This window comes from Paenibacillus sp. Y301 (genome assembly GCF_059445505.1).
Genome location: NZ_JCAIUL010000001.1, coordinates 588,973 through 615,123 on the forward strand (window position 1 = coordinate 588,973; position 26,151 = coordinate 615,123).

General features: G+C 41.8%; 22 protein-coding genes. 11 read left to right on the plus strand and 11 right to left on the minus strand.

Annotated elements, in window-relative coordinates; genetic code table 11:
• Positions 1-23: 23 nt before the first annotated feature.
• From parE to AC1D69_RS02900, 4 genes are all read left to right on the plus strand, one after another.
• The gene (gene parE / locus AC1D69_RS02885) at positions 24-2,006 is read left to right on the plus strand and encodes a DNA topoisomerase IV subunit B (RefSeq protein ID WP_495454629.1); all 1,983 of its coding nucleotides are present in this window, start codon (positions 24-26) and stop codon (positions 2,004-2,006) included.
• Positions 2,007-2,017: 11 nt separating this feature from the next.
• Entirely contained in the window at positions 2,018-4,450 is a 2,433-nt protein-coding gene (gyrA, locus tag AC1D69_RS02890) for a DNA gyrase subunit A (RefSeq protein ID WP_495454630.1), read from the plus strand.
• 250 nt (positions 4,451-4,700) lie between these two features.
• The gene (locus AC1D69_RS02895; protein WP_495454757.1) at positions 4,701-5,123 is read left to right on the plus strand and encodes a MarR family winged helix-turn-helix transcriptional regulator; all 423 of its coding nucleotides are present in this window, start codon (positions 4,701-4,703) and stop codon (positions 5,121-5,123) included.
• Positions 5,124-5,191: 68 nt separating this feature from the next.
• Positions 5,192-6,412 carry an MFS transporter gene (locus AC1D69_RS02900; protein WP_495454631.1) on the plus strand — a complete coding sequence of 407 codons (1,221 nt, stop codon included), beginning with the start codon at positions 5,192-5,194 and terminating at the stop codon, positions 6,410-6,412.
• Positions 6,413-6,517: 105 nt separating this feature from the next.
• Here the strand turns inward: AC1D69_RS02900 and AC1D69_RS02905 are convergent, their stop codons facing one another.
• Positions 6,518-9,358, minus strand: coding sequence for a glycosyl hydrolase (locus tag AC1D69_RS02905; protein WP_495454632.1), 2,841 nt, complete (start codon positions 9,356-9,358; stop codon positions 6,518-6,520).
• A gap of 492 nt (positions 9,359-9,850) precedes the next feature.
• On the minus strand, positions 9,851-10,057 hold the full coding sequence (locus AC1D69_RS02910; protein ID WP_495454633.1) for a hypothetical protein: 207 nt from the start codon (positions 10,055-10,057) through the stop codon (positions 9,851-9,853).
• A 265-nt stretch (positions 10,058-10,322) separates the two neighbouring features.
• Between AC1D69_RS02910 and AC1D69_RS02915 the strand changes: the two genes are divergently transcribed.
• The 3 genes from AC1D69_RS02915 (at position 10,323) to AC1D69_RS02925 (ending at position 12,172) form a co-directional block, all read left to right on the plus strand.
• Positions 10,323-10,517, plus strand: coding sequence for a hypothetical protein (locus AC1D69_RS02915; protein WP_495454634.1), 195 nt, complete (start codon positions 10,323-10,325; stop codon positions 10,515-10,517).
• An 88-nt stretch (positions 10,518-10,605) separates the two neighbouring features.
• Positions 10,606-11,328, plus strand: a complete 723-nt coding sequence (locus AC1D69_RS02920) for a hypothetical protein (protein WP_495454635.1) — start codon at positions 10,606-10,608, stop codon at positions 11,326-11,328.
• Positions 11,300-12,172, plus strand: a complete 873-nt coding sequence (locus AC1D69_RS02925) for a class I SAM-dependent methyltransferase (protein WP_495454758.1) — start codon at positions 11,300-11,302, stop codon at positions 12,170-12,172. Before AC1D69_RS02920 ends, AC1D69_RS02925 begins: the two co-directional genes overlap by 29 nt.
• Before the next feature lie 271 nt (positions 12,173-12,443).
• On the opposite strand, the gene AC1D69_RS02930 is transcribed toward AC1D69_RS02925, so the two are convergent.
• Positions 12,444-13,304, minus strand: coding sequence for an AraC family transcriptional regulator (locus AC1D69_RS02930; RefSeq protein ID WP_495454636.1), 861 nt, complete (start codon positions 13,302-13,304; stop codon positions 12,444-12,446).
• A gap of 87 nt (positions 13,305-13,391) precedes the next feature.
• Positions 13,392-14,408: an SDR family oxidoreductase gene (locus AC1D69_RS02935; protein WP_495454637.1), complete on the minus strand. Its 1,017-nt coding sequence runs from the start codon at positions 14,406-14,408 to the stop codon at positions 13,392-13,394.
• Between the two features lie 216 nt (positions 14,409-14,624).
• On the opposite strand from AC1D69_RS02935, the gene AC1D69_RS02940 reads away from it, so the two are divergent.
• The gene (locus AC1D69_RS02940) at positions 14,625-15,086 is read left to right on the plus strand and encodes a MarR family winged helix-turn-helix transcriptional regulator (protein ID WP_495454638.1); all 462 of its coding nucleotides are present in this window, start codon (positions 14,625-14,627) and stop codon (positions 15,084-15,086) included.
• A 125-nt stretch (positions 15,087-15,211) separates the two neighbouring features.
• Positions 15,212-15,922, plus strand: a complete 711-nt coding sequence (locus tag AC1D69_RS02945) for a glycosyltransferase family 2 protein (RefSeq protein WP_495454639.1) — start codon at positions 15,212-15,214, stop codon at positions 15,920-15,922.
• Positions 15,923-16,552: 630 nt separating this feature from the next.
• On the opposite strand, the gene AC1D69_RS02950 is transcribed toward AC1D69_RS02945, so the two are convergent.
• Positions 16,553-17,266 (minus strand): RluA family pseudouridine synthase, encoded by a 714-nt coding sequence (locus AC1D69_RS02950; protein ID WP_495454640.1) that lies wholly within the window; start codon positions 17,264-17,266, stop codon positions 16,553-16,555.
• 4 nt (positions 17,267-17,270) lie between these two features.
• Positions 17,271-18,134: a class I SAM-dependent methyltransferase gene (locus AC1D69_RS02955; RefSeq protein ID WP_495454759.1), complete on the minus strand. Its 864-nt coding sequence runs from the start codon at positions 18,132-18,134 to the stop codon at positions 17,271-17,273.
• 323 nt (positions 18,135-18,457) lie between these two features.
• Between AC1D69_RS02955 and araA the strand changes: the two genes are divergently transcribed.
• Entirely contained in the window at positions 18,458-19,951 is a 1,494-nt protein-coding gene (araA, locus tag AC1D69_RS02960; protein WP_495454641.1) for an L-arabinose isomerase, read from the plus strand.
• A gap of 165 nt (positions 19,952-20,116) precedes the next feature.
• On the opposite strand, the gene AC1D69_RS02965 is transcribed toward araA, so the two are convergent.
• Complete coding sequence (locus AC1D69_RS02965; RefSeq protein WP_495454642.1) at positions 20,117-20,977, minus strand: GNAT family N-acetyltransferase; 861 nt, start codon at positions 20,975-20,977, stop codon at positions 20,117-20,119.
• Between the two features lie 38 nt (positions 20,978-21,015).
• A complete protein-coding gene (locus AC1D69_RS02970) occupies positions 21,016-21,291 on the minus strand; it encodes a GNAT family N-acetyltransferase (protein WP_495454643.1) in 276 nt (91 codons plus the stop codon).
• A gap of 155 nt (positions 21,292-21,446) precedes the next feature.
• Here AC1D69_RS02970 and AC1D69_RS02975 point away from each other — a divergent pair, with 155 nt between their 5' ends.
• On the plus strand, positions 21,447-22,898 hold the full coding sequence (locus AC1D69_RS02975) for a 4-hydroxyphenylacetate 3-hydroxylase family protein (protein ID WP_495454644.1): 1,452 nt from the start codon (positions 21,447-21,449) through the stop codon (positions 22,896-22,898).
• A 270-nt stretch (positions 22,899-23,168) separates the two neighbouring features.
• Here the strand turns inward: AC1D69_RS02975 and AC1D69_RS02980 are convergent, their stop codons facing one another.
• Genes AC1D69_RS02980 through AC1D69_RS02990 form a run of 3 tightly spaced genes read right to left on the minus strand, consistent with a single transcriptional unit; the run spans position 23,169 to position 26,043 of the window.
• Positions 23,169-23,996, minus strand: a complete 828-nt coding sequence (locus AC1D69_RS02980; protein ID WP_495454645.1) for an ABC transporter ATP-binding protein — start codon at positions 23,994-23,996, stop codon at positions 23,169-23,171.
• A 20-nt stretch (positions 23,997-24,016) separates the two neighbouring features.
• The gene (locus tag AC1D69_RS02985; protein ID WP_495454646.1) at positions 24,017-25,060 is read right to left on the minus strand and encodes a FecCD family ABC transporter permease; all 1,044 of its coding nucleotides are present in this window, start codon (positions 25,058-25,060) and stop codon (positions 24,017-24,019) included.
• Positions 25,057-26,043, minus strand: a complete 987-nt coding sequence (locus AC1D69_RS02990; protein WP_495454647.1) for a FecCD family ABC transporter permease — start codon at positions 26,041-26,043, stop codon at positions 25,057-25,059. Before AC1D69_RS02990 ends, AC1D69_RS02985 begins: the two co-directional genes overlap by 4 nt.
• Between the last annotated feature and the right edge of the window lie 108 nt (positions 26,044-26,151).

Below are 26,151 nucleotides of genomic sequence, written 5' to 3' on the forward strand. Positions count from 1 at the left end.
AGATTTACAAAGGGGGAGCATGAATGGTCGATCAGATCGATTTGTTTGCAGAGTCTTCCAAGGACGGCGCTCAAGGCCATACCGGGTACGATGTAGACGACATTCAAGTGCTCGAAGGTCTAGTTGCGGTTCGCAAGAGACCAGGAATGTATATTGGTAGTACAAGTACATCGGGACTTCATCATCTAGTATGGGAAATCGTTGATAATGCGGTGGACGAACATCTTGCCAAATACTGCACAAGAATTGAAATAACATTACACAAAGACGGATCCGTGACGGTTCAAGATAATGGACGCGGTATTCCTACAGGAATTCATAAAACAGGTATACCTACACCTCAGGTTGTATTTACAATCCTGCATGCAGGAGGTAAATTCGGAGGTTCAGGATATAAGAAATCAGGCGGACTTCATGGTGTTGGTGCTTCCGTAACCAATGCTTTATCAGAATGGCTGGAAGTCGAAATCTATCGTGATGGTAAAATACATCGCCAACGTTTCGAATATTGGGTAGATAAAAAAGGTGTAGAACATGTAGGGGAACCCTCTACAGGTCTTGAAGTGTTGGGAAATACCAACAAGACAGGAACCAAAGTGACATTCAAACCAGATATTCGTGTCTTCGCAAATGGGATTCACTTTAATTATGATACGTTGGCGGAACGGGTACAGGAACTTGCATTCTTGAATTCGGGTCTTCGTATTGTGTTGAAAGATCTTCGTTCGGATAAACAAGATGAATTTCATTACGAAGGTGGTGCTAGCCAATTCGTTGAATTCCTCAATGAAGGTAAAGATGTGTTGCATGACGTCATTCACTTTAATGCCGAGAAGGATGATGTGGAAGTTGAAGTTGCCCTTCAGTATAATGCAGGGTATACAGAGACACTGGCCTCATTCGTTAACTCCATTCCAACGCGGGGTGGCGGTACGCATGAGACAGGATTTAAGACAGCTTATACTCGAATAATGAATGATTATGCTAGGAAAACTAGCCTCCTGAAAGAGAAGGATAAGAATCTGGAAGGGACAGATTTACGTGAAGGCATGATGACGGTAATCAGTGTCAAAATGTCGGACGTTGAATTTGTGGGCCAGACCAAAGACCAACTAGGGAGTGCTTCTGCACGGAGCATGGTGGATGCGATTGTCTCGGAGAACATGCAAATTTTCCTAGAAGAGAATCCTCAAGTCGCGCAGACATTGATTAAGAAGGCAGTTCAGGCATCGAGAGCGCGTGAAGCTGCTCGCAAAGCACGTGATGATATGCGTACGGGTAAAAAGCGTAGTGAAAGCTCAAACCTGAATGGTAAACTCACACCTGCACAGTCTAAAGACGTGACTCGAACAGAATTGTTCATCGTTGAAGGAGATTCCGCGGGTGGTTCAGCTAAACAAGGTCGAGACTCTAAGATTCAAGCGATTCTACCTTTGAAAGGGAAACCGCTGAATCCAGAGAAAGCTAAACTAGCTGATGTCCTCAAGAACGAGGAATATCGCGCGATTGTATCGGCTATTGGGGCAGGGATTGGAACTGATTTTGAAGTGGAAGACAGCAATTATTCTAAAGTTATTATCATGACAGATGCGGATACGGATGGAGCGCATATTCAAGTATTGCTTCTGACGTTCTTTTATCGTTATATGAAACCACTTATTGATGCTGGTAAGGTCTTTATTGCACAGCCGCCATTGTACAAGATTACACGTAAATCGGGTAAACTCGAGACGATGCGTTATGCATGGAGCGACGAAGAGTTAGCGAATTATTTGAAAGAATTCGGAGACAAATACGAATTGCAGCGTTATAAAGGACTCGGAGAAATGAATCCTGAGCAGTTATGGGAGACAACGATGAATCCAGAGATGAGAACGCTACTGAAAGTACAGATTGTAGATGCAGCGAAAGCAGAGCGACGCGTATCCACCTTGATGGGTGACAAAGTTGATCCTCGTAAACGCTGGATTGTTGATAATGTTGACTTTACTGAAGTTGAGGAATAGAAGGTGAATAGATGAGCTTATCAGAAGAATATCTACCGGCCTATTTAGAAGAGGTCGTTGGTGACCGTTTCGGACGGTACTCTAAATATATTATTCAAGATCGTGCGATTCCCGATGTACGTGATGGACTGAAGCCTGTTCAGCGACGTATTCTATATTCGATGTATGATTCAGGGAATATGCCTGACAAACCATATCGTAAGTCAGCTAAGGCGGTCGGAGATGTGATGGGGAATTACCATCCACACGGAGACTCGTCGATTTATGATGGTATGGTACGTATGGCACAACCCTGGAAAATGGGACATACGCTTATCGATGGACATGGTAACTGGGGATCCATCGATGATGATCCAGCGGCAGCTATGCGTTATACGGAAGCAAGGTTATCACCGATTGCCTTAGAATTATTGCGTGATATCGAGAAAGGTACTGTATTATTTAAGGACAATTTCGATAACACCACACAAGAACCAACGGTATTACCTTCGAGATATCCTAATCTTCTCGTTAATGGTGCGAGTGGGATCTCTGCAGGTTTCGCAACTGAAATTCCTCCGCATAATTTGCGTGAGGTTATCGATGCATGTATAGCAGTCATGCAGAAACCAGAGATTGAACTGGAAGAATTGATGACTTTTATCAAAGGTCCAGACTTTCCCCTTGGTGGAACAATCATGGGTGGAGAAGGCATCATGGATGCTTATCGCACAGGTAAAGGACGCATTTATTTAAGATCTAAGACGGATATTGAATTTATGCGTGGTGGAAAGCAGCAGATTGTGATCACGGAGATCCCTTTTCAGGTAGTTAAGTCACGCCTTGTAACCGCTATGGAGAATATCCGTTTAGAGAAAAAGGTTGAGGGTATCGCTGAGGTGCGTGATGAAAGTGGTCGTGAAGGGCTTCGTATCGTTATTGAATTGAAGAAAGAATCCGATGCACAAGGAATCTTGGCTTATTTGTTGAAAAAAACGGATTTACAAATCACGTATAACTTCAATATGGTTGCGATCGTGAACAAGGCTCCTCATCAATTAGGGCTTAAACCGATTCTCCAGGCTTATATTGAACATCAACGTGAAGTAGTCACTCGTAGAACGAAATATGATCTGAATAAAGCTGAAGATCGTCTCCATGTGCTCGAAGGCCTAGTGAAGGCACTTAACATTCTAGATGAAGTCATTGCAGCCATCAAAGCTTCTAAGAACCGACAGGATGCTCAGAACAACTTACAATGGATGTTTGGCTTCACGGAGCGTCAAGCGGATGCGATTCTTACTTTACAACTATATCGAATTACGAACTTAGAGATCACGACATTAACGAAAGAAATGGACGAGATTAATAAGAAGGTTGCTACGCTACGCGGCATTATTGAGAGTGAAAAGAAGCTGTTAGCAGTCATTCGTAAAGAACTTATGGACATAAGAGAAAAATATGGAATAGACCGCCGATCTGTTATTCAGGGTGAAGTTGAAGAACTGAAGGTGAATCTTGAAGTATTGGTTAATGCAGAAGATGTAATTGTGACCCTCTCTAACGATGGTTATATTAAGCGAACTAGTATGCAGTCGTTTACTAGATCGGGCGGTGATCGTGAAGGGTCTGGAGTGAAAGACGGCGATTACCTTAAAAAAGTACTTGAGTTAAACACACTCGAAAACTTATTGGTCTTCACTCAAAAAGGACAATACTTTATACTACCTGTTCATCAGATTCCAGAGTTTAAATGGAAAGATGCCGGTACGGCCATCGTGAATGTCATACATCTTGCCAAAGAAGATGAGATTGTTGGCTTCATACCGGTTTCAACACTCGATGATCCAGGTAAGAGTCTTGTATTTGTTACTAGAAAAGGCCAAGTTAAACGTACGGAACTGAAAGAGTATATGACGAATCGTTCAAATGCTGTCGCTGCTTGTAAAGTAGCTGAGGCAGATGAGATCATCTCCGTTACGATGAGCGATAACAGTAAAGACATACTACTCGTAAGTAAATTAGGAATGAGTATTCGCTTTAAAGAACAAGAAGTGAACTCGATGGGTCGCGTATCCACGGGTGTACGAGGAATGCAATTACGTGAAGGTGACGAGATCGTGTCTGCTCTATGGGTGGAGGACGATGAAGGTGAAATTCTTACGGTCAGCGATATTGGTTATGCCAAACGATCCCTGTTGGTAGACTACTTATCCCAAAGTCGCGGAGGCAAAGGATTACCGACATTTGAATTCAAAGAGGGTAAACGTGTCAAACCAAATGGAAGTCACTTGGTAGGCGCATTCTATTGTAAGGAACCCGTTCATTTAGTAGCTGTGAGTCAAGCGGGGACTACAGTTGAGATGACTTCCGAACAAACGCCAATATCCGATCGTAAATCGACGGGTAAACAACTGATTCATCTAGACAAAAATGATCAGATTAATGATTTGTTCGAGAAGTAAAATAGGTAAGATAGAAGGCATTCTACTACGATTGTAGTGAGGATGCTTTCTTTAAAATATAAGAATTTATAAGTAGTTCTGCTTATAATTAGGCTTATATTTCAATGCTAAACGTTTCTTCACCGCGAAAGAATGGTGAGGCCATTTTTGCTAATAAAATGAAAATTTTAGGAGATAGGAAGGAAATGGAACAAATTTCGCGAAAGTTAATGATATAAACGAAGTGGTATATAGAAAGGTAGGTATACTGTTGCAAACTTCCGAATTCGCGAAATTATGGTCCCAGCTTAGCAAAGATTATAAATTACATATGGAAAGTGAACTTGCACCTGTACTGACAGAAGCTCAGTTAACTGTTCTTGAGGTCATCATGGAACGTGGCACGATGAAACCTTCCGATTTCATACCTTATTTGGCTACAAGTCCAGCGGCAGTCACGATGCTATTGGATCGAATGGAGAAGAGTGGTCTGTTAGGTAGAGAGCGTGATAGTCAAGATCGCCGTATCGTCTGGGTGTCCATTTCAGAGAAAGGCAAACAGGAGGCAGAGCGCGGTATACAGATTCGCGATGCTTTTTTATCCACGGTGTTAAATCGTATATCATCACATAATCAACAATTACTTGTATATCTTCTTGGAAAAATTACAGCGAATACTACGAAAGTGGTATGAATATTTAAGGGTAAGCTGTGTACAAGGTTAGAGTAACTCTGTTGAGACAACAAAGGGAGTCTTTCATAATGAACAAGATGGAAGTGTTACGTAATCCTAAACAACGTAAATTACTATTTGGTGTAGGTCTTAGTTGGCTGTTCGATGCCATGGATGTGGGTATCATTTCATTTATCGTTGCAGCGCTTAGTGTGGAATGGTCCCTGACAGCGGGACAGGTTGGTTTTCTAACAAGTATAAGTTCCTTAGGGATGGTTCTTGGCGCTGCCTTAGCAGGAGTTATGGCAGATCGATATGGACGTAAATCTATATTGTTGTGGACGTTATTAATATTCTCGATCGCAAGCGGATTATCTGCCCTTGCAACAGGCTTCGGCGTATTGTGTGTATTACGATTTATATCAGGTGTTGGACTCGGTGGAGAGCTACCTGTAGCGTCTACACTTGTATCTGAATCTATGCCAGCGAAGGAACGTGGACGTGCCGTAGTGCTCCTGGAGAGTTTTTGGGCAGTCGGTTGGATCTGTGCTGCACTGATTGGCTACTTTATAATTCCTGAATTTGGTTGGCAGGCCGCTTTCGTCATTGGTGCAGTCCCTGCAATATACGCTCTCTATCTAAGACGTGCGATTGAGGACCCACCTCGGTTCATCAAACAAAGTGGGGTACGTAAAGTTTCTTTTCGTGAAAAAGTAGCTCAGGTATGGTCAATGGAGCATCGACGATCTACGATTATGTTGTGGATCTTATGGTTCACTGTCGTGTTTTCCTATTATGGTATGTTCCTGTGGTTACCCTCCATTATGACAATGAAAGGGTTCACGTTAGTTAAGAGTTTTGAGTATGTCCTTATTATGACTTTAGCTCAACTCCCTGGATATTTCACCGCTGCTTATTTCATTGAGAAATTCGGACGCAAATTCGTCCTTATCACATACTTAGTGATGACAGCTCTTAGTGCCGCGTGGTTTGGATATTCCACATCCGTAGGGATGCTAATAACGTCAGGAATATTTCTATCGTTCTTTAACTTGGGAGCTTGGGGAGGTTTATATGCCTACAGTCCAGAGTTATATCCAACAAAGGTGCGGACGACAGGCGTTGGGCTTGCAACGGCCATGGGACGTATAGGAGGAGTTATCGCTCCATTATTAGTGGGTGGACTTATAACAAAAGGAATTGAACTGAAAGTTATCTTTATGATGTTTTTCGTGGTGATCCTCATTGGCGCTGCTGCTGTACTCTTTTTGGGTAAAGAGACCAAGGGAATGGAATTAGCAGATGAGTAGATTTGAATAGTGCAGTACTCCAGATAGGCGACCTTCCGTTCATAATCGAACGAGAAGTCGCCTATTTTGACTTATGCAGATAGGTTTAATGTTCTGCTTTAAACACTATTGGGAATGAGTGTACTGATAATGCGGTGAATCATATTGTGGTCCTGATTTCTCATAAGTGAACCAATAATCAATGACATGTCCATTGTTCAAGTTAGAGATAACCTGTTCCCATGTTCCATTGTTATTCGTCATACGATAATTTAGTTGTCCTCCTCCTGCAACGGTATAGTGAACATCTACATATGACGCCGCCACGACAGGTCTGAAATAGATTTGTGCTTCAGAGGAACTGAGTCGAGTAACCCCAGCGGTATAGTCGTTTGTTACAATTTCTCCGTTTCCTCCGTTAGGAGAATCGGTCGTAACAGAAACTGCATTGCTAGCAGGAGAGAGGTTACCAGCAGCGTCCTTGGCCTTTACTGTAAAAGTATACGAGGTGTTCGCTGTTAAACCACTCACGGTAGCTGATGCACCAGATACGGAAGTAGCTAAGGTACCGCCACGATATACTTCATAGCCAGTAACGCCTACATTGTCCTGGGAAGCATTCCAACTTAAACTAACGGATGTTGCTGTCTTAGATGAGACAGTTAGAGTATTCGGTGCCGTAGGGGCTTGTGTATCTAGTGGCGGAGGTATTGTTCCTCCTCCATTACCAATGTTGAAACTATTAGGCTGCACAGTCACTTGCTGACCATTAGAGAAAGTTACGGTTTTGACATTGCTCGTCATATTGTATACTACGTATGTTCTAACGCCATTTTTATTAAATACGGCATACATGGGGTAATCTGCTGTAATACTGCGGTCTGCGTTACCTAGAGCATCTAGATTATAAATCCAATGATAGGCGTTTGCTTTGGAGTTACCTTGTTCTGGTACAAGTGTTGATGACCGGGCATTAAATTTCGCTTTGGCATCAGATGGATCTGAAATGGCTCGGTACATGTATACGATATCTTCCCATGGACTGAAATTACCGCCGCTTTCGGATAAGAGAGCATTGTAGTTTATCGCGGCGTATCCTGGATGTTGTGTTAAATACAGTGAAGCAGATGTTATAGGGAGCCAATTAATTCCATGCACTTCTGCAGGGTTAGCCGTCCACCATGTGGCATCACCAACGGTCTTCCCGCCCCAGATCATACTTGCTGTTTCCTTCGTAAATCCTGCCGGATGATTAGTGCCATCGACATCGAACCAATATTCATTAATAGCATTCATTTCGGTTGTATACTGATAAATTCCAGCGTCGCGAATCGTTTTATCTCCGGTAGCTTCACCCCAAAGAATCATTCCTGCCCAAGCATTCATAGCTTCAGAAGAAGACTCATTATTGTTACCGTCTCCAAATCGGGCATGGCCGGATGCCCAAGAATGTCCAGCATACGGATCAAAGTTTCGGAGGTAAGGGAATGAGGTGTCATTACGGTCTACATTGGCGATATCGCGGATCAACAGTTTGACCATCCCGCCCCAATTCGTATCACTTGCCCAATTCTTATCCAAGCGTGCAATTTCCGCCGCTGCTTTGATGTAATATCCATAGTGAAAATGATGGTCGTTCAACTCAAGAGCGGATCCATAACTATCGGGATACCCAATAACAGTTCCCCAATTGTTGTTATAATAAAATAAGTTAGTGCTTTTTAAATTAGAAGATGAATCACTTGCTGTGAACCAATCTATGAGCCTGCTCTTGATCTCACTACGGAACTGGGATGCTACCGCCGTATTCCCCATCTGATCGGCAATGGGAGCCAGCGTCGCTAGCTTACCGAGACGTTTACCTACCCAGTACGTATCTGGAGCATCCGAATATACTTCTTGTGCAGCTTCATTAAGATATTGATTTAATTTATTTTTGTCATAAGTACCCTGATCAGGTAACGAAGGCAGAACCCCTGTGAATTTCAGCTTCGTTTGAAAAGAGGATCCTTCGACTGTCTTCATCAATCCTCTTACGGATGGATAAGTGTAAGATAGAGTGGCATTCTGAGAGTTTTTCCATTGATGAGGATAAAGTGCCATAATCGTCCCCGTCTGAGTTCCCTCTTTGGCCACCGTACTCACGGTGAAGGTTGTCGTTACTTCGCTGCTACTTTCATTGTAAGTGTAGTTGGACTTGGTATCCGTCACATGAGAATACGCGTATTGTTTGTATTTATTTAAAGTTGCCACCGATGAATCCGGAAGAGAGGCGATGGAGAAGTAATTTTTGCCGTTTAAATTGTTGGTTAACGTTGTTGTTGAGATTCCGCTCCAAGTGCTCCCGGTGGGGCCATAGAGCCCATAATGTGCACCTTCGATCGTAATACCAAGAACGGAGCTACTCGCTCCACCAGACCATACTGTAGGAGGTGTATAGAACTTTAGCTTAGGGTTTCCTCCTGCATAAGTGAAATACACGTAGGGAGAACCGTGCCCATAGGACACATTCATCGAGTTGTTTCCTTTTTGATACAATGCTTTGACAAACCAATCACTAAATCCGTCCACTTTAGCATCTGGGAATACGGATTCTGAGGTATGTCCCACCGTGAAGTCATGAATGTCGCCCATCCACCCAGCAATATATCCCGGTTGTGCTGTGATTCTTGAGCCAGGATAATAAATCCGTATGCCATCCGATTGATTCTTCATCGCGAGTGGATGTGGATATTGTGCTTCTGAATAGTTATCCCATGCTAGATTACTCCACCAATCGTTTGTAGGCATTTTACCTGTGACATTGGAAGTTTTAGATATGGCTGACTGTACAGCATTTGCCCCGGAGGGAAGGATTGTAGAATACGATCCCTGTCCTACGTTAATCTCGCCTGAAAACGCATACATTTTTGCCGGTAATACTAGACCTAAACATAGCATCAATAGATACAAGATGATCTTCTTCACTTAAATCCTCCTTTGTAGAATAGATTATTGGATTGGATGACTTGCATACATAGGATTACAATGATGTTTACCGTGATAAATACGTGAGCGTCTCCTTTCTTAGGATGATTTGTAGGTAATGATGGAACCTCAAGATATCAGCGCTGTACGGTGTATACACCTTCATTCTTAATCACCAAATATTACCAAGTCAAGCTATTGTTACTAATTATCAACGAAATGATCCGAAAAACCCATAAATTTGTTAAAAATAGGTTACGAAAGCCCTATTATTATTTTCGTAAAATAATAGAAAATATCTTGGGAAGGAGAGATTCTTGGTTGTGGAGATAAGGTGAGAGAAGAGTTCGAAATTTTTCGTTAAGATATCATCTATTAGGGGGGCGTTAGAGGGACTCTGAAGCAAAATGAAAACCTGTTCATAAATGAACAGGTTAATTTTATCACGTATGTTTTTTTATTATGAAGGGGGAGTTAAAATAAACTTATAATTTAGATGAGATCGTCTTCTGTTTCAACTTCTTCATCAAGCTCTACTTCTTCCTCACCATCATCTTCATCTTCGTCTTCTTCCTCATCGGCATCTTCATTAACAACTTCTTCTGTTAAATCTTCGATGGGATCTGCTGATTCAGTTACTTCTAATTCATCAACAACGACTTCATCTTCTAATACGATAGCATTTTCTAAATCTCCCATATTAATCCCTCCGTTTATGCACCTAGTTCACTAGGTGTAGAACAAATATATCATTTATGTTAGAAAAAGATTGTCATATCATGCAGCTTGAAACTAATAATTTTCCACTATTTTTTGATGATTTATGACTCTATTCTTTCGAATATTAGCTAGCAATAGTCTGTTTTTGCAGATTCATAGAATGAAATTATTTGTGTGTAGTTATGTTTGCTAGATGGTATGATACTTACGTTGATTTATACATGAGGAAATGAAGGGTGATAGGATGCAAACGTTATATGATGTTATTTTTGATATGGATGTACATGATGAATTTGGTTGGGAATTAGAGAATGTGAAGGTCATGAAGTTAAATGGATTAGAGATAAATCGTAAATTTCTGAATTTTGTTCTGCAATTAGGTGATCGTGTAGAGATCGAAACGTTGAATGGGAAGGTCTATACGGAGATAGTACATTAAGCCATTCAAGTTATTTTAGCTAAAAGGTTGTAACCTTATGAACTACTTGGCGTTATATATGATAACGACACAGTGAAGGGGACTCCGAATGTTCATAAAAAAGAAGAATAATGTTGTCCATTTATACGACCTTAGAGTGGAAGATCGGCCGCCGTTCGTTCGTGATCGACGGTCTTTGATTATAGCGATGGCTCTGTTGTTGTTAGTGATTATATTGTGCATTCGCTATCCTGGGCCGCTGACTGTGGCTGAAATGCTCTTTCAATGGGTAGGGTTACCCATACACTCGGGTGAGAATGGCATGGGATTTCATTACGCGAACATAGGTGTATTGTTGATATTGGTGGTCTTATTCTTTGTATTAGACAGAGCTCTTAATCGGGGGCTATTTGTAGCATTCATTCTTATTATGATGTTATTGAATAGTGCTCCAGGTTGGGTTATAACGACGTATCAACAGTTATTTGCATCAGGTGTATATGCTGTAGAAGTGGAACGGGATCATGTTAGTTGTAATTATGTTCTTGAAAAAAACAAATATACAGGTACCTGTCAATTAACATTAACCAATTATAGTAGAAATACTGTTGAAATAACTCCTGTCATCGAAGTTCCTATTTTTTATGGCAAGCCGCTATCTAACTTACCTGATATCCGATTGTCTTCGTTGGATCTAGCGCCACATTCAGAAGAAATCTATGGTGTGAAGTTTGATTATGATATAGATTATTCTGTGAGCATGACGGGAACCATTGGGTCTGGATTGATGATTACTTTGAGTGATGGCGTTCATGAGCGAAGGTGGGAATGAAGTGAAGGGTGATATCCACATGACAAATTCGGTATTGAATTATTATAATAGCTTCGGGGAGAGGGAGTGGAGTCGCTTAGACCGTGAACCTCTTGAATTCACCGTGAATTGTCATTACATCAATAAGTATTTACCGCCCACAGGTCATATTCTAGACAATGGTGCAGGGCCAGGTAAATATGCTATGAGACTTGCTCAGCAGGGATACCGAATGACATTAGCTGACCTCACACCTAAACTTGTAGACATAGCTAGAGAAAAGTCATGTGAGTTCCGAGTGGAGGCACTCTTTAATGGGTTTCATGTAGCGGATGCTCGGGATTTATCGGTGTTTGCAGCTGATTCCTTCGATGCATCGTTAATGCTGGGTCCGATGTATCATCTACAGGATGGGAGAGACCGTCGGATGGCTATCCAAGAACTTCATCGAGTGACGAAGAAGGGGAATTACGTATTTGTTGCTTTTCGTTCTCGTACGAATCATGCGCTGGCGTCGCTGTTATCCCCGAATCATTGGAGACCGAATGACAATATGGATGCTATTCAAGTGTTTATGCAGGATGGTATTTTTAATCATACAGATGAAGGAAGATATACCGGGGCCTACTTCTACAATGTAGAAGATATTAACCCTTTCATGGAGAGTCATGGGTTTGAATCTATTCAGCTGATTGGTTCAACCAATGTCGGGGCGTTATTGAACGAAGAGCAATGGTCATATTGGCAACAGAGGGGTCAAGAAGAATATGATCAGTTGATCAATTTCCTTATACAAAATGCTCAAGATCCATCGTTGTTGGGGATTTCCTCGCATCTTCTATACATTGGACGTACCGTTGAATAGATAGATTGTTGATGTTAAATGCTGCAGAGGTAGGGTCCTTGCCATTAATCTAACGAGAACGTCATTTACAATATCGGTTAAAAAGGGCGACTTTCGTTCAATCTGAACGGAAGTCGCCTTTTTTTGAAATATAAGAATTTATAAGTATTTCCACTTATAAATGGCTTATATTTCAACGCTAAACGTTTCTTCGTCGTTAAAGGACGACGAGATCGTTTATGCTTATCCTCTTTTACTTTATTTACAGAAGTCGAAGTAACGATAAACTGAATTATTTTTTCTTAATTGGAATCCACACTTCACAGCGATAATCCTCAGCACTTGGATTACCAGGCAGATACAGTTCAAACTCGGCTCCACCCGCGTGCTCATACCCTGTTCCAGGGAACCATTCTTGAAAGATCCGTTCCCAAACCTCTTGAATGGCGTGCGGCATGGGCCCTACAGAAGTGAAGATGGCCCAATTCGCAGCAGGAATAACAGTGGTTGCGAAACCTTGTGGGTCGGTTTCAGGGCGTCCTTCCACAGCGATCCAATAAGAAAATGTTTCTTTGTCATGCTCCATACCTGTACAGATACCCATTAAATCCTTGTCAACACCAATCTCGATAAGCTTATCGGAGGTGCCGTCTTCGTTTGCTTTCTGCCAAAGGAGGGGGATTTCGCGTGTATTCTCCCCATCTCTAGTCGTAAGCTGAATGGGTTTGCCGATAACAGTAAATGCTTCCTTTTCCACGATTCTGTATTCCATTTCTTTATCTCCCTTCAAAGCTAAGTGGAAGGAGAGGCGGGGGAACGCTTTAAGTTGTATTCCTGGCTCGCGCGCTGTAGAAGGTGCAATGCCGTGTGCCTTTCGGAACGCCTTAGCGAAAGATTCAGGAGACTCATATCCGTATTTCAGAGCTACGTCTAGCACTTTAACTTTGGAGATTGCTAGTTCCTGAGCAGCCAGTGTCAATCTACGTCTGCGAATATAGTCTGCAACCGATACACCGGTCAGCATGAAGAACATGCGCTGGAAGTGGAAAGGGGAGGAGTATGCTACTTTTGCGATATCGTCAATAAGTAAGGTTTCCTCCATCTTGCTCTCCATATAATCCAAAGCTTCCTTCATTCGGATAAGCCATTCCATGGTTGCCATCTCCTCTTGAATTCATACTATCATGATGAGGTTCTCCGCACCTGTTCCTCCGTGCTCTCTAAAGACAGGTTACATGTCTTATTCGATCATTGTCATGAGAGCGGCATCTAATGCATGGACAAGCTTATCGCACCAAATATCAAACTCCTTATCTTCTTTTTGAAGTTCAGGATGTGCGAGTATGTGTTGAACAGTCTGCTTAATACCTTGATCAAGTCGAGTGGTTGCCACGAATTCAGGTACAAGCCTTTTCAGTTTACTATTGTCAAATACGACAGAATTAGCTTTATCCCCTAGAAGTCCACCTCTGAAATCTTCTTTACTAGACGCAGCCAAGAATTCGGATGATACATGTACTGCGTTGAGTTTCACACCTAAGGCATCTGCAATGATCTCGTATATTTGATTCCAAGTAACAGATTCATCTGACGTGATATGTACGGACTCACCAATCGCATGGATATTTCCCATTAAGCCGATAAAGCCTTTCGCAAAATCACGATTATGTGTCATTGTCCATAAGGATGTACCATCGCCATGAATGATTACAGGTTTACTTTCCAACATACGTTTAGCAACTTGCCAACTTCCGTTTGCTCCATGTACACCCAGCGGAATGGAACGTTCATCATAGGTGTGACTTGGTCTTATAATGGTGATTGGAAATCCGTGTTCACGATATTGTTTCATCAGATACTCTTCACAAGCAATTTTATTTCTTGAATATTCCCAGAACGGATTCGATAGAGGGGTTCCCTCCGTAATTCGATAATCGGATAGAGGGGTCTGATAGGCAGAGGCAGAACTTACGAATATAAATTGTTTCGTCTTACCTTTGAACAGTCGAACATCTCTTTCCAACTGACTAGGTTCAAATGCTATGAAATCTGCAACGACATCAAACTCCATATGTTCAATAAGTGAAGATACATTCTCTTCGTCATGAATATCCGCTGTAATGATCTTTACTCCAGCTGGCAGAGTATCATTATGCGTACCTCTATTTAGAAGATAAAGGTCGCACCCTTGGTCCAATAACTGTCTTGTGATAGCAGAACTAATGGTTCCTGTTCCTCCAATAAATAGTGCTTTCATGATCCACCTCCGTAAAATAGTATAACGCTTTCCTTCACTATCATTATAGCGCGAACTTTAACCAGTAGAGTATGATTTAAAGATAAATCTTCGGAATTAGTTCAAAAAAAGGATAGGTTGCTAACCTAAATGTATTGTGTTTTAATAATACTATTGCAGTAAATGGATATTTACTAGGTTGACATGTTATTACCTGAAAAAGAGGTGTTTAAGATAATGAATGATTCTAACTCGTTGCTCGCAAGAGAAATGATCGGGATTTTTGATAAATTTATTAAAATCGATTGGGGTAAGAAAGAAAACCTCGGTATTCGACCAAGTGAGGTCAGAGTGTTGCTGTGTATTAAACAATTAACGACAGATGAGAGTGATATCGGGGTCAGCATTTCAGATATTAGTAAAAAACTAATCGTAACCTCTCCATCGGTAACTCAAGTGACGAAACAATTAATTGAATATGGTTACGTAAAGAGTGTACCTGACTCCAAGGACAAACGAATAACATTACTCCGCTTCACAGATTGTGGAGAGGAATTTACTCAAAGAGCATGGGAGCGAGTAAGCACTCACTTTACGGGTCTAATTGAGAGGCTTGGAGAGGAGAAAGTTACAACACTTATTATGCTGCTTGAAGAAGTTTATGAATATTCTAGAGAGTCGAAGGAACTTAAATCATAACAGACATGGCAAGCCATTGTCCGTCCATGAAAGAAGTTTATTTTACAGGATGATATAATGGGTCGGAGTCGGTTGTTTGAGAATGGAATGGAACAATAAATCGTGGATGTTAGAGGTGAATCGGAATGATTAAGTTATCTGTAATCGCACCGATGTACAATAATGAAGATCATATTAGAGAACTTCATCGTAGTATTACAGATGCAATAAAAGATAGAGTTGAGAGTTATGAGATTATACTTGTTAATGATGGCAGCAAGGATCGCAGCGCAAGTGTTCTGAATGACATAGCGAGTACAGATGAGTTCGTAAAAGTAATTCATTTTGAGAAAAACTGTGGTCTAACGGCGGCTATTTGGGCAGGCATTAGAAAGTCAGAGGGCGAATTAATTGCATTAATTGATGCAGATTTACAAACAGATCCCCGAGATATTTTTAGATTAATGCCTTTTATTGAAAGAGTGGACTTTGTTAATGGCAAACGAACGGATCGAAAGGATGCTTGGATTAAAAAGGTATGTTCACGCATTAGAAATGGCATTCAAAATTGGTTGACAGGTGATACCATTAGAGACGCAGGGTGTCCGCTGAAGTTAATGAAACGGGAAGTGGCTGAGAGTTTCTACTTATATAATGGCATGCATCAATTTCTCCCCACACTGGCAAAAATGAATGGATTCTCTGTTATTGAGGTTTCCGTAACGCATAGGAAAAGCAAGAAGCATGGCGGTTCAAAGTATGGTTTGTATAAACGAACATTTCTTGGGTACAAGGATGCAATAATGTTGGGGTGGATCAAGAAAAGAGTCGTTCAGTATAGAATAAAAGGCGAATAGCACGAAGTTTCAAGCTCCATATATACGATAGGATCAAAAAAGCACCTCAAGATTAGGAGGGAACTGAAAAACTTTCGTGTTTAATTTTAAGTGAACATACAAAATAAAATGGGTGATCTTTCGTTCAATTTATAAACGGAAGGTCGCCTTTCTTTACGCCGTATTTCAGTTTTTTTCTGTCATCAAGAAAGTTATGTTTCGTTTCAGATTGACGGAGAATACTGCCATCGCACCTTGGCACTGCATTGCGACCATTATCGAGACAATATTTATAGAGGGAAGCATCATGAACACCCGTCTAGATTTGATACCTTTATCATACGAAAAAACAGGCACCTTTTGCACAAAGAGATTGTGAAATAGATGCCTGTAAAGAAAAAAATGGAATACGTTCGAAGCAGTGAAGATGACGGAATTGTCCTGAAGAAGCGTAAGCGTTCGTCTAAAAGCTTTCCTTAGGAAAGCTACATCGGAAGCATAATCTTGCCATCGGATTTCAACCGCTATAGGGGGTTATACAATCAAGAAATCTGAGGGCAACAGCGATCGTAAGGACAATCCGTTATCGTAGCGGCATCCTACACAATGTGTCGACTTTGTCAGTGACATCCAAGAATAGAAATTGTTCCACTATAATCTAATCTGATCTTGCGGCCATAAGTCCCAAGGATATTGGGATGGCGGTGTAGAGATTAATGTCACTTCTTCCTTCGTGACGGGATGAGGGAAGCCAACAAATACCGACCAAAGGGCGATTTGCTGTCCAACCTTGTTCACCCCACGACCGTACTTCTGATCACCATATAGGGGGTAACCAGCATGACTGAACTGTACACGAATCTGATGGGATCTCCCTGTAAGAAGTTCGACTTGGACTAGACTTAAAGAACCTGAGGTTCCGATCACTTTGTAATCTAGGATCGCTTCTTTGGCTCCGGCTGTACCACGCGCAACAACAGATACAGTATTCGTCTTAGGATCTTTTAACAGCATATCGTGTAATCTTCCTTGTGGGGAAGATAGGGTTCCGTGTACGACGGCTAAATAGACTTTACGGAAACTACGGCTTCGAACAGTTTCGGATAGACGGGAAGCTGCCTTGGATGTCTTCGCGAAAATCATTGCGCCTCCAACAGGTCGATCTAGTCTATGAACAAGCCCAACGTATACGTTGCCGGGTTTATTATACCGTTCCTTAATATCCTGTTTAAGAATATTCACGAGGTCGGGATCACCCGATGCGTCTTCTTGGGTAGGAACATTCACAGGCTTAACAATGCCAAGAAGATGGTTGTCCTCATAGAGGATAGGTATAGTGGAATTCGATGTATCCTCTTGCTTCATAGATTTAAGCCTCCCAGCGACCTAGAATACCACATGGAAGAGTTAGGCCTGATGAAGAAATAGGAAGACCAATTTCCCCTGAAGATATACTACCACTATATTTCCGAGCCATAGTCATAGACAACATATTGGTCAGAACCGTTGGTGAAATCCCAGTCGTATAGGAATTGATGAGCATAAAGAGAGGGTTGTCTGACATAATTTCCATACAGCTCTCAAGAAACGGATACAAGCTGGACTCCAGCTTCCACATCTCGCCACCAGGACCACGACCATAGGAAGGGGGATCCATGATGATAGCGTCGTATTTATTCCCACGACGTTGTTCACGTTGTACGAATTTAAATACGTCATCAGTGATGAATCGTACCGGCCGGTCTTGTAGACCGGAAAGATGAAGATTCTCTTTCGCCCATTGCACCATACCTTTAGCTGCATCTACGTGTACAACCTCTGCACCCGCATAAGCTGCTGCAACCGTGGCACCACCTGTATATGCGAATAGATTCAATACTTTAATCGGACGACCTGCAGCTGAAATTTTGTCCATCATCCAGCGCCAATTCACAGCTTGTTCTGGAAATAGTCCAGTATGTTTGAAATTCGTTGGTTTTATGTGGAATTTCAACTTATCGTAAGAAACAGTCCAGCGATCTGGAATAGGTTTCTTCATATCCCATTGACCGCCACCAGCTGAACTACGAGTGTAATGACCATGGACTTTACGCCATGCGTCAGTTTCATTCTCTAGTGGCCAAATGATCTGTGGATCAGGTCTACGTAAGAAGACATCGCCCCATCTTTCAAGCTTATCACCGTCACCTGTGTCTAATAATTCGTAATCTTTCCAGTCGTGTGCTACATACATCATTAATCCATCCTTCATTTCAGTCTAAAAGTCATTTAGCTTATATTGTACAACATTTGTCCCACACAATACATCTTATGAAGGAAAAGGTTTTGAATATGTACTTGATATCTTCGTTCCATGAGGTTAAAATGGGGATGTAACAAGTTGTACGTACAAGGTGATATTTAAACAAGTGATACGTTAGGCAGTTATCATATGTAACCTTTTGAAAAAGAATGATTAGCACTTCTAGTTGTACGTACAATACGGTGTGAACTTTTCAACCTGATAGTGAAGCTTGCATGAAATATCTATGGAAGTTATTAGAGGAGGATTTATTCATGTTAAAAGTGAAACCGTTTCAATTCTGGTTTGTAACCGGGAGTCAGCACTTATATGGTCCAGAAACACTTCAACAAGTAGAAGAACATTCCCGTAAAATAGTAGAAGGCCTTAATCGTCATGACAATGTCACATTTGAAATTGTAAATAAACCCGTTCTTACGAACCCAGATTCAATACGTAGATTGTGTATCGATGCAAATAGTGACGAGAATTGTGCCGGTATTATTACATGGATGCATACATTCTCTCCATCCAAAATGTGGATTGCGGGTCTTTTGCAATTGAAGAAGCCACTTCTACATTTACACACGCAATTTAACCGTGACATCCCTTGGGATGCCATCGATATGGACTTCATGAACTTGAATCAGTCTGCACACGGTGATCGTGAATTTGGATTTATCGGTGCTCGTATGGGTATTCCTCGTAAAGTCGTTGTGGGTTATTGGGATGATCTTGCTGTTGTGGAGCGCATTAGTAGTTGGATGGCAACGGCTTCAGCAATTAATGAAAGTCAACATCTTAAACTGGCTCGCTTCGGGGACAACATGCGTAATGTTGCCGTTACAGATGGGGATAAAGTAGAAGCACAGATCAAGTTAGGCTGGGATGTAAGAGCTTATGGGATCGGTGATCTAGCTGATGTGATTAGTGGCGTGTCTGAAGGTGATGTTAATGCACTCTTTGAAGAATATACACAGAAATATGTATTATCTGAACAGGCGAAATCTGCGGGTCCAGTAAAAGAAGCTATTCTTGAACAGGCTCGTATTGAGCTTGGTATGAAGGCATTCCTTGAGCAAGGTGAATTCTCCGCTTTTACAACGAACTTCGAAGATCTACATGGAATGAAGCAATTACCAGGACTTGCTGTTCAACGTCTGATGGAACAAGGGTATGGATTCGGTGGAGAAGGAGATTGGAAGACATCTGCTTTACTTCGTCTCATGAAGATCATTGCTCGTAATGAGGGTACTTCCTTCATGGAAGATTACACATATCACTTCGAACCAGGGAACGAATTAATTCTAGGATCTCATATGTTGGAAGTATGTCCAACGATTGCTGCTGACAAACCACGCATTGAAGTTCATCCATTGTCCATTGGGGATCGTCAAGATCCTGCTCGCATGATTTTTGATAGTCGTAGTGGCCCGGCACTTGTTGCCTCTCTGGTGGACATGGGGAATCGTTTCCGTCTTATCATTAATGTAGTTGATGCCGTTAAAGCCATTCATGATATGCCGAAACTTCCCGTTGCGCGCGTCATGTGGAAACCGGAACCATCCCTTGCGGTATCTGCGGAATCCTGGATTCTTGCAGGGGGAGCGCATCATACCGTATTCTCATATAAAGTGACTACAGAACAGCTTGTAGATTGGGCAGAAGTGGTGGGTATCGAGTGTGTCATCATTGACAAGAATACAACGCCACAACTGTTTAAGAATGAGCTTCGTTGGAACGATATGTACTGGAAAATGAATTCTTAATTTTATCATTTGATTTAGCCAATAATGCAATATTCTTTCATATGAGGGTCAAACGATTCCCTGTGGAGATACTTATCTACGATAAAAGAGACATTCAAACGATTCCGTTTGAACGTCTCTTTTTCTTTTTTAGAAATGATGCACTTTATTTTTCGATCCGATCCGTTATCCACTGTATTGATAATAATCTTGTTGCTCCTGTGTAACGAACCCACAGGCTTCATATAGCTTCAAGGCTTTAGGGTTTTGAACGGCTACTTCTAGCCAGATTTCCTTCTCCTTAGGCCGTTCCTGCTCAATAATGAGCTGGAGTGTTTTACGACCAATCCCTTGACTACGAAGAGCTTGATCCACTACGAAGCCGTAGATCCATGTTTGTGCTTCCATTGGGACAACATTAACTTTTCCAACAGTTGCACTGTCAGAGTTCACAACATACATATGCTGTAGCCCATCTTCAGTTAAGGACTTCTTCATATCAAGTATATCGTCGTCACTCATTCCAAATCCTTCTTTATCCAGACGGAGCAATTCTTCGATATCATCATCGATAGCACTGCGAAGGGTAACATCATGTTGAGGTGTATCTACTTCATTAGAGCCTGTTGGGTCCTGGATATGAGCAGAATCCCATCGCATCTGATATTCCGAACTCTCATATTGACAAGGGATCGATTGAAGGAATTGTTTCCCAGAGACCGAATTAGCAGGTGTGTTTAGTAATAGTGATGAATAGCCTACTTCAAATAGGTCCTGTGTGGCTTTTTGAAATAGGGATGTAAATATCCCTTGTCGACGATACGCGGGATGTACCATACCACAAATCTCAAATTTAGCACCAAATTTATAGACACCTAGGAAGCCGATTAGCGTATTCCCATCATCTGAATAATGGAAATAATCATTCTTTTCCTCTGCTTTTCGGGAACGTAATGATTCCCAATTAAGCTTAAGGGCGATAGCGTCGGTATTCTCACAAAGGTGTTGAAGTGTTTGAATATCCTGTAGTTGTTGTTGATTAAGCAAGTGCAGATTCCTCCAATTTGTCCTCTCCCATGAAAAGGTTACTTCAATACATCTGCATATTCTGGATGTTTCTCGAATTGGTGTTTGGCGTAGCTACATTCTGGAATAATCTTACTGTTCTCTTGTCTAGCCTGATCGACAACATGGCGAACAAGTTGTTCACCGATGGATTGGCCTCTAAGCGTCTCAGATACGTATGTGTGATCAATAAGAAGTTGCTGTTGTTCAGGTCTACTATACGTAATCTCTGCTAGCATCTGTCCATCTTCTTCAATATAGAATCTTCCTTTTTCGGATTGAATGTTGTTACTCATTGGCAAAGCCTCCTTATATTGTAGATTGTAACATTTGACAGTCTAGGAAATCCAATGTTGTGAAGTATTCTGTAAACAATGGGCGTCTGCCCCTTTCTCACCCTGGGTGAAAAGAATATGCTGAGGTATTATTAAGCTTAGAAGGTGGTTAACACATGGGGATCAAGACAGGTTCACAATATATACAGCAGATCGATCACTCTAAGCCCGAAGTCTGGTTTCATGGAGAGAAGCTCTCGGGACGGATATCTAATCACAGAGCATTTCGAGGGTTAATGGTTACACAATCCTCCATGTACGATATGCAACATGAGCCTATGTATAAGAATAAAATGACCTTTAGCTCTCCAACAACCGGTAATCCAGTAGGACTGTCTTTTCTGCACCCCAAGAGCAAAGAAGACGTGGCCAGACGTCGTGAGATGATGGTATTGTGGGGTGAACAGCACCAAGGATTCATGGGCCGTTCGCCGGACTATATGAATACGGCCTTGATGTCATTTAACGCTGCTTCTGAAATATTGTCAGAGGGATCACCACAATATGCACAGAATCTAAGAGATTATTATGTGTATTGCCGTGAGAATGACGTGACACTTTCACATGTGTTTGTTCAACCTCATGCAAGTAGGGTCCTGAAATTAATGGATAATGGATCTTTTGATACCGAAGCGGCAAAGATAGTAGATTCAAATAAGGATGGAATTATTGTGAACGGTGCCTTTTTATTGGCTACACAAGGGGTTACTTCGGATGAGATATGGGTTCATCCACCGGTTACAACCTACCTTCAAGAGACGAATAATCCCAATACTTTTGTATTTGCTGTTCCTAACAATTTACCAGGGATGAAATGGATTTGCCGTGAGAGTATGGTTGGTGGGGGTTCGCTCTTCGATTATCCGTTGAGTTCGAGGTACGAAGAAATGGATACATTGATCGTATTTGATCATGTGCTTGTTCCATGGAACCGTGTATTTGTTGCGGGTAATGATCGTTTATCTCAACGTTTATTTAGTGAGAGTGGATTTCATACACATTCTGCCCATCAAGTATTGTGTAGGTACATTACAAAAGCTGAGTTCTTACTAGGTGTCATTCTTAATATGGTGGAGTCTCTTGATCTAGGGGCACAACCACAGATTATAGAAAAGGTATCTGAAGTGATCGTTAGTGTCGAGACCTTAAAGGCGTTGTTAATAGCTTCCGAGGTTAATGCGTCTGCTGATCGATGGGGAGGTATGTTGCCAGATCGTAATTCGCTATGGACAGCTAACGTGTTGTTTCCCAAAATATATCCTCGTATGTTGGAGATCATTCAACTCATTGGAGCGAGTGGCATCATTATGATTCCGTCGGAAGCGGACTTCAATACGGAAATTGAACCTTATTTAAGTACTTATTTAGAAGGTAATTCCATGGATGCAAAGAAAAAGGTACAGTTATTTCGACTTGCATGGGAGCTAAGTGCAAGTGGGTTTGGAGGTCGACAGTCGCTATATGAGCGATTCTTCTTCGGTGATGCTAATACTGTGAATAGGAGACTATTTCAAGGTTATTCGCATAAAGATCATTTAATCAAGAAAGTGAATGATTTTCTGACATAATCACTTATTAACTTGCATATCTATGGTAGGGGGAACGTCCGGATTTACAGGAGAGGGAAACCGTCCGAAAGAGCCATTCTTGTATAAGATGGAGGCGGACGGATATGACCGTAGAACAGCTCATTCAACTGCTTGTGCTGATGATTATGATCATGGAGCTCGTGGTTGGAAAAGGAAAGTCATAATGGATGTATATGCACTTTATTCAAGTGAGTACTTCGTAGGAATAAACAGACAAAGAGCGCCTATTGTGGCGCTCTTTGTCTGTGTTTACATGGAGGAGAGATTAACTCCGAGTGAATTCTGTCTTTTTCTTCGCAATTTACCTTGTGGGACAATCATAGGAGAGTCATATATAGGATCTGGCATTACTTCACATTTCAAGCGGAATACAGCTTCAATGGTTTCGGCATTAATGACATCTGAAGGATGTCCTTGTGTATATACAGCTCCGTCTTGAATGGCTACGATATGATCCGCATAACGGCAAGCCAGATTAATATCGTGAAGGACCATAACGATTGTACGACCGTCTCGTTCGTTTAATTCACTTAATAAATCTAGCACATCGATCTGATGAGTCAAATCAAGGTAAGTTGTTGGTTCATCAAGTAATATAATATCGGTCTGTTGAGCTAGTGTCATCGCAATCCAGGCACGTTGACGCTGACCTCCAGATAAAGAATCAACAGACCGCTCCGTTAAATCTTCAATACCTGTCGCTTGTATTGCAGAGCTTACAGCATATTCATCTTCCTTAGACCATTGTTGAAGCCAAGACTGATAGGGATATCTACCTTGCTTAACTAATTGCAAGACGGTCAGTCCTTCTGGAGCAACGGGGCCTTGGGGAAGGAGAGAGAGTTGCTTAGCTAATGATTTGGAAGCCAGGTTTGAGATATTCGATCCGTCCAATTGAATCTCGCCTTGCGCTGGTTTAAGGAGACGGGCTAATGAGCGTAATAATGTCGATTTGCCACAACCGTTGCTACCGATAAAGACGGTAATTTTCCCTTCAGGTATTTCTAGGTTTAAATGATCAAAGATGAAGACTCCTCCGTAGGACACGGCCAAGTCTTTGGCTTCAAGTATGCTCATTAAGGTCATTCCTCCTTCAGTTATGCATTTCGACTACGATATAGTAAATATAAGAAGAACGGTGCCCCAATGGCTGCAGTGAATACGCCTGCTGGAATATCAAGAGGTGTAAAAATCGTTCTTGCAGCTAGGTCTGAGATAAGTAATATCAGAGCACCCAATAATGCACTAACAGGGAGCAATCCGCCGAAGGATGAACCAACTAGCTTTCTAGCCATATGAGGTGCCATCAAACCGATGAATGTAATTGCGCCTCCTATTGCCACAGCAGCACCTGCCAGGGCAACACTAAGTAATAGTAGAATAAGTCGGTGTAGTTGTACGTTTGCGCCAGCGCTTGTAGCCACATCATCTCCAAGTGCTTGCACATTCACGTGTCGTGCTTGAATCCAAGTTAATGGGAGTAAGATGAGAACCCATGGTAGTAATGTAGTAACATCTTTCTCCCAAGACGAACCATAGATGCTCCCAGTCATAAATGTCATTGATTTGTTAGCAAGAACAAAGGCGCCTGATATGATAAACATATAAGAAATGGACTTAAAAGCAGCAGATAACCCCGTTCCTATGAGAATCATCCTTAATGGGGATGCGCCATCCTTCCATGACAGAAGATAGAGCAGAGCGGTTACGACGAATGCACCGATGATCGCTGCTAAGGGAGCCCATTGGATCGATACATGTTCAGATAAGAAGAAAATGAACAGTACGGTACCAAGAGAAGCCCCTTCCGTAATACCCGTTACATCAGGTGAAGCAAGTGGGTTGCGAATGATCCCTTGAAGAACAGCACCAGAAACGGCTAAAGAGGCACCTACAAGTACGGCTATAATAATCCGTGGAAGGCGGAGTTTCATAATGATGACGTCATTCACGCTACTTCCTTTACCGGCAAACGTCTGAATCACTTCAAGAGGAGACACATATTTACTACCAATTCCAGTACTAATCACAATAAGCGCGGCGGTAAGAATAAATAATATCGTAGTAATCCATAGCGTTCGTTTCTCAATTAGGAAAGAAAATTTCGACTTATTCCATCGCAGTGATGTGTATTTACTCATTGCACTCGTTTTCCTTTCCTTGCGATATAGACGAAGAATGGCACACCAAGGATGGCCGTCATTACGCCAACAGGTATTTCTTTGGGCATAGCTATGTAACGGGAACCAATATCTGCGCCTACTAATAATATCCCGCCTAATAGGGCGGAGTATGGTATGAGCCACCGGTAATCGTTGCCGACGAGAAATCGGACAATATGTGGGATGATAATGCCTACAAATGCAATTGGACCAGCCATAGCGACAGATCCCCCAGCAAGGAGAATTACAGCAATAGAAGCTAGGGTTTTGATTACAACCGTACGTTGACCAAGGGTCTGTGCAACATCATCTCCCATTAATAACACGTTAAGATGTCTAGAGAGTGATAGAGCTATAACGAAGCCAACCAATAGATACGGTAACACATTGATGAGTGCATTCATATCTCTACCTGCAACAGAGCCTACTAACCACACGAGGATCTGATCGAACATTTTACCATTGGTGAGCATATATCCTTGCGTCATAGAGTGAAAAAAGGCAGCAATGGATGAACCTGCGAGCGTAATTTTGATAGGTGTCATACCATCTTTTCCGATACTTCCAAGATAAAATACGATAGATCCGCTTATGGCCGCGCCTAGTAGAGCAAATAAAGTCAGTGATTGCATACCACTGATTCCGAGCCATCCTGATGCAATAACGACCATAAATGCAGCGCCCGAGTTAACCCCGAATAAGCTAGGTGAAGCGATGGGATTACGAGTAATGACTTGCATTAATGCTCCTGCTATTGCTAGACTTGCACCGGCAGCTGCAGCAATCAGGGCGCGTGGGACGCGTACCGTTTGAATGATTAAATGTTGTTGTGATAATGGATCATAATGAAGGAAAGAATCCCATATGGAGGATAACGGAATATCGGTAACTCCATATATAACACTACATATAATAGCTACAACTAGTAATAACAATGAACTTGCAAGACCAAGTAATCTCATATATGCCTACTTTCTGCTTCATTTGCGTAAGTCTACAGTAGAATTTTAGTAGATTCACGTACATGTGTCAATGCAATTGATAATCATTTTCATTGACAATATGGTGAA

Coding starts and splice junctions, on each gene's coding strand:
- parE (WP_495454629.1), top strand. CDS start 24: ATGGTCGATCAGATCGATTTGTTTGCAGAGTCTTCCAAGGACGGCGCT.
- gyrA (WP_495454630.1), top strand. CDS start 2,018: ATGAGCTTATCAGAAGAATATCTACCGGCCTATTTAGAAGAGGTCGTT.
- AC1D69_RS02900 (WP_495454631.1), top strand. CDS start 5,192: ATGAACAAGATGGAAGTGTTACGTAATCCTAAACAACGTAAATTACTA.
- AC1D69_RS02910 (WP_495454633.1), bottom strand. CDS start 10,057: ATGGGAGATTTAGAAAATGCTATCGTATTAGAAGATGAAGTCGTTGTT.
- AC1D69_RS02915 (WP_495454634.1), top strand. CDS start 10,323: ATGCAAACGTTATATGATGTTATTTTTGATATGGATGTACATGATGAA.
- AC1D69_RS02920 (WP_495454635.1), top strand. CDS start 10,606: ATGTTCATAAAAAAGAAGAATAATGTTGTCCATTTATACGACCTTAGA.
- AC1D69_RS02925 (WP_495454758.1), top strand. CDS start 11,300: ATGGCGTTCATGAGCGAAGGTGGGAATGAAGTGAAGGGTGATATCCAC.
- AC1D69_RS02930 (WP_495454636.1), bottom strand. CDS start 13,304: ATGGAATGGCTTATCCGAATGAAGGAAGCTTTGGATTATATGGAGAGC.
- AC1D69_RS02935 (WP_495454637.1), bottom strand. CDS start 14,408: ATGAAAGCACTATTTATTGGAGGAACAGGAACCATTAGTTCTGCTATC.
- AC1D69_RS02940 (WP_495454638.1), top strand. CDS start 14,625: ATGAATGATTCTAACTCGTTGCTCGCAAGAGAAATGATCGGGATTTTT.
- AC1D69_RS02945 (WP_495454639.1), top strand. CDS start 15,212: ATGATTAAGTTATCTGTAATCGCACCGATGTACAATAATGAAGATCAT.
- AC1D69_RS02950 (WP_495454640.1), bottom strand. CDS start 17,266: ATGAAGCAAGAGGATACATCGAATTCCACTATACCTATCCTCTATGAG.
- AC1D69_RS02955 (WP_495454759.1), bottom strand. CDS start 18,134: ATGTATGTAGCACACGACTGGAAAGATTACGAATTATTAGACACAGGT.
- araA (WP_495454641.1), top strand. CDS start 18,458: ATGTTAAAAGTGAAACCGTTTCAATTCTGGTTTGTAACCGGGAGTCAG.
- AC1D69_RS02970 (WP_495454643.1), bottom strand. CDS start 21,291: ATGAGTAACAACATTCAATCCGAAAAAGGAAGATTCTATATTGAAGAA.
- AC1D69_RS02975 (WP_495454644.1), top strand. CDS start 21,447: ATGGGGATCAAGACAGGTTCACAATATATACAGCAGATCGATCACTCT.
- AC1D69_RS02980 (WP_495454645.1), bottom strand. CDS start 23,996: ATGAGCATACTTGAAGCCAAAGACTTGGCCGTGTCCTACGGAGGAGTC.
- AC1D69_RS02985 (WP_495454646.1), bottom strand. CDS start 25,060: ATGAGTAAATACACATCACTGCGATGGAATAAGTCGAAATTTTCTTTC.
- AC1D69_RS02990 (WP_495454647.1), bottom strand. CDS start 26,043: ATGAGATTACTTGGTCTTGCAAGTTCATTGTTATTACTAGTTGTAGCT.